At 42.4% G+C, this 8,629-nt stretch carries 14 protein-coding genes; 9 read left to right on the forward strand and 5 right to left on the reverse strand.

Annotated features, from left to right (window positions below; translation table 11 throughout):
* The first annotated feature begins 41 nt into the window (after positions 1–41).
* The 8 genes from H6G86_RS37025 (at position 42) to H6G86_RS37060 (ending at position 4,894) form a co-directional block, all read left to right on the forward strand.
* A complete protein-coding gene (locus H6G86_RS37025) occupies positions 42–335 on the forward strand; it encodes a hypothetical protein (RefSeq protein ID WP_190938544.1) in 294 nt (97 codons plus the stop codon).
* Positions 307–501 carry a hypothetical protein gene (locus H6G86_RS37030; protein ID WP_190938545.1) on the forward strand — a complete coding sequence of 65 codons (195 nt, stop codon included), beginning with the start codon at positions 307–309 and terminating at the stop codon, positions 499–501. Before H6G86_RS37025 ends, H6G86_RS37030 begins: the two co-directional genes overlap by 29 nt.
* Before the next feature lie 98 nt (positions 502–599).
* Positions 600–1,043, forward strand: coding sequence for a hypothetical protein (locus tag H6G86_RS37035; RefSeq protein WP_190938546.1), 444 nt, complete (start codon positions 600–602; stop codon positions 1,041–1,043).
* 8 nt (positions 1,044–1,051) lie between these two features.
* Complete coding sequence (locus H6G86_RS37040; protein ID WP_190938547.1) at positions 1,052–1,723, forward strand: hypothetical protein; 672 nt, start codon at positions 1,052–1,054, stop codon at positions 1,721–1,723.
* A gap of 70 nt (positions 1,724–1,793) precedes the next feature.
* Complete coding sequence (locus H6G86_RS37045; protein ID WP_190938548.1) at positions 1,794–2,372, forward strand: hypothetical protein; 579 nt, start codon at positions 1,794–1,796, stop codon at positions 2,370–2,372.
* Entirely contained in the window at positions 2,369–4,192 is a 1,824-nt protein-coding gene (locus H6G86_RS37050) for a P-loop NTPase family protein (protein WP_190938549.1), read from the forward strand. Before H6G86_RS37045 ends, H6G86_RS37050 begins: the two co-directional genes overlap by 4 nt.
* 18 nt (positions 4,193–4,210) lie before the next feature.
* Complete coding sequence (locus H6G86_RS37055; RefSeq protein ID WP_190938550.1) at positions 4,211–4,378, forward strand: hypothetical protein; 168 nt, start codon at positions 4,211–4,213, stop codon at positions 4,376–4,378.
* A 111-nt stretch (positions 4,379–4,489) separates the two neighbouring features.
* On the forward strand, positions 4,490–4,894 hold the full coding sequence (locus H6G86_RS37060; protein WP_199338573.1) for a hypothetical protein: 405 nt from the start codon (positions 4,490–4,492) through the stop codon (positions 4,892–4,894).
* A 10-nt stretch (positions 4,895–4,904) separates the two neighbouring features.
* Here H6G86_RS37060 and H6G86_RS37065 read toward each other — a convergent pair whose 3' ends face one another.
* Positions 4,905–5,585 (reverse strand): hypothetical protein, encoded by a 681-nt coding sequence (locus tag H6G86_RS37065; protein ID WP_190938551.1) that lies wholly within the window; start codon positions 5,583–5,585, stop codon positions 4,905–4,907.
* A gap of 146 nt (positions 5,586–5,731) precedes the next feature.
* On the opposite strand from H6G86_RS37065, the gene H6G86_RS37070 reads away from it, so the two are divergent.
* On the forward strand, positions 5,732–5,986 hold the full coding sequence (locus H6G86_RS37070; RefSeq protein WP_190938552.1) for a hypothetical protein: 255 nt from the start codon (positions 5,732–5,734) through the stop codon (positions 5,984–5,986).
* A 108-nt stretch (positions 5,987–6,094) separates the two neighbouring features.
* Here the strand turns inward: H6G86_RS37070 and H6G86_RS37075 are convergent, their stop codons facing one another.
* From H6G86_RS37075 to H6G86_RS37090, 4 genes are all read right to left on the reverse strand, one after another.
* Entirely contained in the window at positions 6,095–6,394 is a 300-nt protein-coding gene (locus H6G86_RS37075) for an HNH endonuclease (protein WP_190938553.1), read from the reverse strand.
* Between the two features lie 152 nt (positions 6,395–6,546).
* Positions 6,547–6,990 carry a hypothetical protein gene (locus H6G86_RS37080; protein ID WP_190938554.1) on the reverse strand — a complete coding sequence of 148 codons (444 nt, stop codon included), beginning with the start codon at positions 6,988–6,990 and terminating at the stop codon, positions 6,547–6,549.
* A 262-nt stretch (positions 6,991–7,252) separates the two neighbouring features.
* Positions 7,253–7,519, reverse strand: coding sequence for a hypothetical protein (locus H6G86_RS37085; protein WP_190938555.1), 267 nt, complete (start codon positions 7,517–7,519; stop codon positions 7,253–7,255).
* 4 nt (positions 7,520–7,523) lie between these two features.
* Entirely contained in the window at positions 7,524–7,799 is a 276-nt protein-coding gene (locus H6G86_RS37090) for a hypothetical protein (RefSeq protein ID WP_190938556.1), read from the reverse strand.
* Positions 7,800–8,629 lie beyond the last annotated feature (830 nt).

The following is an 8,629-nucleotide window of genomic DNA, read 5'->3' on the forward strand; positions in this document are numbered from 1 at the left end:
TGCAAATAATGTGGTTTTGAGACCCCCCTTATTTGCAGTTAATGTGGTTTCAAAATCGCCTTGTTTGCGGTTTGAAGCGTTTATGTTTGCAGTTCGCTACAACTACCGAAATCATGACCATCATCCTCGGTTGTGAACAGACTTTAAGGTTCGTGCAAGCATCTCCCAATTACAAGCAAATTGAAGCGTCCGAACGGTTCAGTACATCGAATGACTTAAAGATGGGCGATGCAGTCCAAGCCTTGATGGAGATTCACGAAGCAATCCTAAATATCGAGTTTTATTCCCAAGTCGAGGGACAAACTTATGCTTTCAACGACAGCCTTACAGCGTAATCACCTGTACCAATTCCGTGGTCAACAACTGCGCTACAGCCATCGCTCTAATTGTGGAGTCAATGCACCTTTCATTTTCAATGACTCCAAAGGCAGAAGAAAAGAATTAAGTCAAACTCAAGTGCAGAGAGAGGTTATTGAACTTGTTGAGTTTTGTGAAAACTGATGATGAAGCGATTGCACCGACTACCAATCATTGCAATCGCCTCACTAGGGGACGTATCTCTCGCCGCATAAACGAAAGTACATAAGGATCTTAACAGCATGACACTCGATTACAAAAATCCCAACGATTGGGGACGTTCACCGCTAACTGACCGCGCTTTGAGATTAGAGCAATTCAAAGCGGAAAATCCTGATCAGTGGGCAGTAATGATTTCGGCAGATATTGAGGCACTTTCCACACCAATATTCGAGAGTGAAGATTACCCACCCTTCACAGGAACGCAATTCTTAGCAACTCATTCAAGCATCGATGACCATCCATACTCTGCTGCATTTGGTCAATTCTTAGGCAATGGGATTGACCCTGATATCGCAAATACTTTGGCATTTGGCTGCAACAGATTTGATTTAATTTCTGATGATTTTGACGACCCCATAAGGCAATTAGCAGCGAGAATTTATAGCCGATTTGAAGACATGGGTTACTGGGATAAGTTGCCCCAATCATCCAGCAATATCGACTATGACTACATCCCTTATTAGGAGAATAAATGGCACGTAATTTTGGAGCAGCAAAACTCAAAAACCATATTCCCAACAATGCCCCCGGTACGTTAGGAGCAATGGGGAGACTGTTTGATGTCTCTGAATCTGACTTCAACAAAGCCCTCCTTGGCGACCAAACGGTAATCACCAAAATTGCAGACATGGCGCGACTGTCTGACACTGCAAAAGCCAATTTACCCAAGGCTTTGGAAGCATATCGGAAGATTATTGAAACAACTGGGGATGTAAACCAAGCCTATGCCGAACTGGTGCAATTGACCCAAAAACACGGTACGCAAACCCTGAAAGCTATCAACACTAGTAAGACAGGAGAGCAGCGTTTTAAAAACGAAATGACCGAAATGCAGGCGGAACACGTCAACGCCACTACTGCCGAGGCTACCCGTCACGCTCAACGCTCATCCTTGATTCAGATATCTGGGGCCACAGCAGACCTGATGGCGATCGCAAAATATGAGGCTGATTTAATCAAAGCTTCTAACAAAGTGCCAGAAGCCCAAGACGCAGCAGATCGCGCTTATGAAACCGCAGTTACTAGCGCACTGTGGACTAATGGCAGTGAAGCGAAAACCGACCGCATACCAAAGCCTAATTACTCGCGCACTGCTGGCATTAGCCGAGTAGGGCAGTGGTTCCGCAATTTTATGGGCATTTAACCGTAATTAGTCGAAAGCCAGTAGTGACGGAAAACTCTGGCTTTTTCTGTTTCACCCACGCGAGGTAAACATGAATGAAATTGATTCCCTATTATTACAGTTCCAAAACACCAGTGAACAGTCCACACCGTTAATGTGGGGTGAAACTACTTCAGAAAAACCGACCCCAGAGAGCGAAGATGGCGAACGGCTAGAACAGTCTCTTCGTGATGTCTTCAGTAACAAACAACTGCTAAACAAAGCACTGGCTACATTCCTGGGCGTGTTTACTGCCAATGCTGGAGTCAGCCTACTCACAACTCTTGGAATTGGGGCAATGGCTTCTGGCACATTGGGCAGCATTGTACTGGGGCTATTCTTCGCCAATACCCTGACCAAGCTTCACTACTCAGGACAAATCCACATTGACAAAGATTTTTTGGTAGCGACCGCCCAAACCGCTTGTGTAGGAGCTTCGCTGTGGATTGCCTTTGATGAATATAGGGCAGTGTCAGAAGCAACTAATACAGGTAAGACAAGGTTCTATCAGGAGGTTAAAACCTACGAAGTTAAGCCAACTCCCAAGAGTGAAATACCTTGGGGCTTGATTGGGGTAGGTGCTTTTGTGTTGTTGGTGATTGCAGCAATCGTCAGGGGGACAAACCAATGAAACGTAAGCAATTCGAGTCATACTTGCGTTCTGGCACTGCGAACAATATCACTGTAGGGGTGCTGGCGGTCATCGGGTTAATTTGTGGGGCAAAGTCATTTACAGGAACTCAGATAAGTTTAGTTGAATATTGCTTCATCCCCTCAACGCTCACCAAGCCGGTTAACCGTCAAAGGTACTGCACTCCCAACAAGCGTTACATAATGCCAGAGTCGGAATTTTATGCTGAAGCTTACACACCAGCTAATCCAGAGTTTCAACGTGATAATTTTCTACCAACCAAAGCAACCAGATTAAGAATAATAGAACCAAGTAACCCGGATAAGGCTTTGTGGGGATTAGCTTCAGTGTTTTTTCTAGGAGGAGCCTTTACCTTATCCAAAGCTAGGGAATGGCGATTGCTACAAATCATACCGGAGCTTAGAGAGGAAATTCGTAGCAATTGGTTAATCGCCAAACTTAGAGAAGGTTTAACACTCCACAAAGAAAGTTACACTGCCCAACTAGATTACGAATTCCACCAATGGACGGAGAATAGACGGGTAAGAGAAGCGCAGTTGTCAAAAATGACACCGCAAGAGTTAGCCATCTTTCAAGAGCAAGTGAGATTAAGGGCAGAGGCAGAAGCACGGGTGCAACTGCAACAGGCAACTGGACAGCCAGCCGCAGCATTGCCAGGGCAATCAATGCAGGATATCGCCAGGGGTGACGATAAAGTGACTGGCTCTGAACAGCAGACATTACAACAAAATACGAATAGTAGCCTTCACCCATCAGAATCTCTTGCCCTAAATACTTTGCAAGCCTTAGCCAGAGCAGATAGTTCCACTGCTTTAGTAGCCGCACCGGGAAGCGGTAAATCAGTCACTCTCAATTATTTGATTGAGAAAATCCTTGCAGATTCCCCCAACGCGGATATTTGGGTAATTAGTGCTAAAAATGATAGTTTCTGCGGTTTACGGGAGAAAGAGAGAGTAATTGTCTTTGACGGGGAAAACCCAGACCTAGCCAAAGAGGTAATTGACAACTTTTACACGGACTACAAAAAGCGTAAGCAACTACCAGAATCAAAGCGCGAATCCTTACCACCATTGATTCTAATTCTGGATGATTGGCTAGTAATTGCTGACTCATTAAGCAAGCTTTACTCTAATTGGAATTATGGGAGTAAATTACTTGATGTTTTACTGATTGGCAGAGAGTTTAATACTAAGTTTATTGCTTCCCTACAGTCTTTTAATTTGGCAGCATTGGGCATTGAGAAGATGGATGCACAAACTCGTCTCTGTCTCAATTTACTGCTGTTAGGTAACAGGTATATCAAGAACGGAAGGGAACAAGAATCTTATGGGGTGCTGGAACTGATTTTAAATAGAGGTGACATTATCCCAGGGAAGCAAGAGAGAGAACAAATTAAATCTAAATACTTGGATATTAAAGCAGTCTCTTATCAAAACTTACGTCCAATTATGATTGCTTCTGTTGGGGGTTTTGTAGTTGCCTTAATGCCTAAATTATCTAATCAAGCCAGGTCAATTGCTTCGGAGCAGGAATATTTAGATAGAGTATTTGACCTGGAATTTAATTTAAATTCTGCTCACAATCCACATCCCCAACCATTATCGGAGGTAGCTAAAAAGATTTATGAATACTTCCAAAATGTCAAGACTAAAACACCAAAAACATTACGCGATTTGAAGAAAGCAGATAGGTTATCCGGCTATTCAGAGTCAGAATTAAGTGATGGTTTAGCTGAATTAGTTAAGACTGAGAAGGTAAATTCTGACGCTCCTGATAGCTACTCCCTACCTGATTGGTGAAAGGATTGCCGTAATGCCGTGGTCATAAAAAGGGATGTAGAAGGGGCTTTAATGGGTGTCTACGGCATACGGCAGCAATCACGGCAATCTATAGCCTGTAAGGTTCGTAGCCTACGGCATGGTTACGGCATCGCGGACAACCACGGCAGAAGCACCAATAAGAAATCAGCTTTCCAATTAGCCTAAGTTTATTAGATAATTGAAGAAATAATGCTAAAACTTGTAATCAAAGAAACGAGAAACTTTTATGCTCTTAGGTATCAAGACCGCTATTCATTCCTCTTATGGGTGTTCATCATGATTGATTTGCTGTCCGAGGATTTAAAGCACTCCGAGAAATACAAAGGCTGTAGTATTGATGTTTGGCGTGATGACAGGCGCAGCTGCTACTTGGCTGAATTATATGCCCCGGTTCGCAACAGAATGTTGATGCAACAAAGGCAAGCATTCTCAGATATTCAATCGGCTGTAGCTTATATGAGGGAACAGATCGATAAATACTATTCGCAAGGTTGGTATAAAGGCTGCATTATTGACGTGTGGTTTGATCTACGCCTTGGCTGCTACTTGGCTGAATTATATGTACCCGTGCATGAAGAAATGGTGTCAAAAGAAAGGCAAGCATTCCCAGATATTCAATCGGCTCTAGCCTCTATGAGGGAGCAAATCGATAAATATTACTTGAATGAGGTCAGACAGTAGTTCAATAACATCAGTCAGGTTTGGGCGCATTCACATCAGGGTAAAGAGTGCGATATTGTGACCATTGCTGTCGATAAAACTCTATTCCAGCCTGAGTAATAACCAGCTTGGTTGAGTGCTTACCGTCTTTGTTCCAGTAGCCAACTTCCTTTACTAATCCACTTCCTTGATAATCTCGTAATCTCAACCAAGTCCACTGCCAACTAAACCCGGCGTAATCCCCAAAGTTTAAGCCACTGTCTATTCCTAATTCACCAGCTTCATACGCTGTAGCTAGTGCCTCCCACTGCCTTGGTTTTAATTGTCCTTTGGGTGGTTTTTTGGGTGCTGATTCACCCAATCCAGCACGAGCTACAGCACGTCCAGTTGTGGTGAGCTTGATAGAAATTAGTTCGCCGTTATAATAATTACACTGAATTAACTTGTGTCGTTCCAAAACTTGAAGAGTGGAACCTAAACCCTGGTCAACTACACCAGCCTGGGATAACAACTTGTGCAATAAAGTTTCATAGCTTGTGGGTTCAAAATAATATTGCAGATTACGCCATACGGATGCTTTCTCTCTGATTGAACCTAATCGCCAACCTTCTTTTTGTGCTGCCTCCACCGACTGGTCAGCACGGTAAATGGCGGTGAGGGTGGCTTGCTGCCGTTGGTTAAGTTTTTCCCACAGATGAAGGTGTTTACTCATCACTCATATCCCAGAGCATTCTTAAAGATCCATCGCCTTATCTGCTGCCGACGCATTTTCAGTCCAATATCAAGTTATCCTTTTAATGTCCGTGTGCAAAAATAGTGATTTTCAACCAAATAAAAAGAGTAAGACTTTTAGAATCCATGAAATTCTCAGATTTACATCGCGGCGATTTCTTTTGTTTTCCGAACGGCGAATATACCTACAAAAAAGTAGGGGATACAGTTGCAATGCCCATGTGCAGCCGAATGAACCACTTAGCAGAAGTTAGCACAGAAACCGAAGTTATCGGCGTAAAACCAAGCGCTTACTCCCGTGATAGAGAGGAAAATATGCCCGACTTTGAAGGGCTAACCTGGGAACTCCAATGCCAGATGGCAGAAATGGAAATTCAATAAAACTATTCAATTTACTTGGTTCTTGCTCCCGCCCAGGAATCAGAGATAAAGGTAGTTCATTCTGCTGATGGCGATGAAGGCAGTACCTTAGTTCAATAAGAAGCTGGCTCAAAATAAAGACAGTTGTCCTGGCGATACATTTCCCCTGCGTCGCGTATGAAAACTGAGGTGGCAACCACTGCATAAGGCATATAAGTTTTCTCGACGATTATCTTCTGGCATAAAATTTTTATGATGTACTGTTAGTGTTAGCGCCATTCTAAGAGAACGAGTAAGTTCGGACGTATCATCATCTGGGCGAATGCACTGCAAGCCACACTTAGAGCAACGCCAGCCCACAGATTGTTTGACTTCCAGAGCGATATCTGACCAGTTTTCTGGATAACGTTGTTGTGATTTTCTTGGCATTTCCTGATTCTAAAAATGCGTAGCGATTTAATTACCAGTTCTTCAATTACGATTAATCTACTACAAATTGAGTTCAACATAGTTAGGAGTGTACTATGTGGTTTTGGGAAAAGGAATCGGTTTGAGCCAGGATTAAATGCAACTAGAAATTTTTAAACAATCTTAAAATCTTTCCATCCCCAGGCAAGTCCATTCTTACTAATCAAGAATTCTTTTCCGATTTGCTCTCGAATTCTGTTGCATTCAGCTTTTAGCTGTCGATAATCATCAGGGTAAATATCTGCATAACTTCTAGCGCGGGTCAGCAATTGACGCTGATTTTTTCGCCACTCCCAAGGTTGATACCACCATGAAGGGTAGAAGTCTGCCTGTGGAGTAATCACCGCATAATCACGCCCCTTTTGGATGTCCTCTAGATCCCATGCTGGAAGATATGCAAGTAAATTAGTCTCTGCCCACCATTCTTCGATAATTGCTGTACCATCATCATCGCGCGTACCGATTCGCTTTCTGGCTTTGATGCGAATTTTTGCATTCCTTGCAATCGCGGCGTAATCTTCCAGTCTTGTTGCTAGTGGATTGAACTCGATCAACATGATTTAATTCTCTGCTACCTCAGCATCTATAAAACTCAAATTGTGGTTGTAAAGTTATTGAAATCAACGATACTAGGTTAATCAAGAATATCAAAGGTCAAGAAAATTCCCTTATTTTTTGTCTCTACTAAAAGTAATGTATCAATGAAGTTCCCTGATAAACGCATCAATCGCCTTAAGAGCCACTGACTGCCGCCCTCATTTTACATAACCGCTAAACCACTTATATTAAATGATACTTTCAAATCATTCCGGTTCATCACTATTCACTCGGTGGCGAGGTAGTCATCACTTGTATAACCGTATCATCATGACCGAAGCGTGCTTCTGACCAAGTAGAATAACGCTGCATTCTTCCATGATGAGGGCCGCCCAAAACCATTGTTTCAAAAAGTAAGGGGGGGTCTCCAAAAGTTAGATCAAACCCAGCAAAAGTAGTTGAAATTTTGGAAGAGCCAACTGTAGTCTCGGCAACTAGATGTTTTGCTGAATCTTGTGCTGAGTGTAAATAATCTTGCCATTCTGACAATGAATTAACAGCAACAGAACCAGTTCAAGTTAGGAACTTCCCCATTTTTTCGTCGGTCAGCCTCAGCACAAGCCTTTTCATAAACCTCATTCCAGCCACGAATAAAGTCCTTTTCATAAGATGCTAAATCTTTGTATGGGATAGCGCTTTCAAGCGAGACAGCCTGCATTATCTCTTCAAAGCTTTGAAAATATCCAGGCTCAATTGCGATTGCTAACAAAAACCTCACGGAATTGTTTTTAAACTCTTGATGACATAGCTCTAATGCATCTGATTTCATACTCCTACCCTTGAGAATTATTTTGATTGAGAAACGGTTTTCTAGGTGATTTGATAAGTTCCGTAAAAATATCTTATCAAACATATTTAATTACCAGTTATTAAATAATATTAATCTCCTCTAATTAGTCAATATATTAATTTTTATTGATCCGAATCCTTCAACATACCCGTTAACAATTCCGACATTGACCACAAGTCTTTATTTCGGCCCAAAGCAATGGCATAACATTTCAATAACCGCTTTGAGTTAATCATGTCCCAAAGCGGTTGCTACCGTATATTTGCTTCTTCTATAAAAAATGGATCTCAGGAGAGTCGAAACCATGAAAGACCCTAACTTTATTGTGCATAATACCGAACCCCATGACTGTACGGCAGTCTCTTAATCTAAGGTAGAGGTTTCCCAATCGGCTTGTTGATTATCAACGAGGGTAGAGAAGCGAGTATAGACAGTTGATACAGCCGCAACATGAGCGAATCCTATTAGTGCGGCTCATACCTGCAAGTGGTAATAGCGCTATAAGCATAAGCAGGTTTTATCAACCAACGAAATCATGAGGGTTGTGGCGGTCGTGCTGTCGTGTTGATTGATAAGTCCGGGTTAATCACCTGAATTGGTGAACGAAATAGATAGGTTTCCAGTCGTTTACATTGTGTAATTGCGATGTTACTGAACGGTATTGGATATAGTCCTACTACCCGACCACGGTGAACCCAATTACCTCGGTTTTTTTTGTCAATGTCTTGCTTTATTAGTTGCAGCTTTGGAGCGGATAAAAAGACTAATAAGATAACAGCTTAATTTCTCTAGAGCAGTTCCCACTATAT

Origin of the sequence: Nostoc sp. FACHB-133, from assembly GCF_014698055.1 — a bacterium.
Classification (GTDB): Bacteria; Cyanobacteriota; Cyanobacteriia; order Cyanobacteriales; family Nostocaceae; genus Nostoc.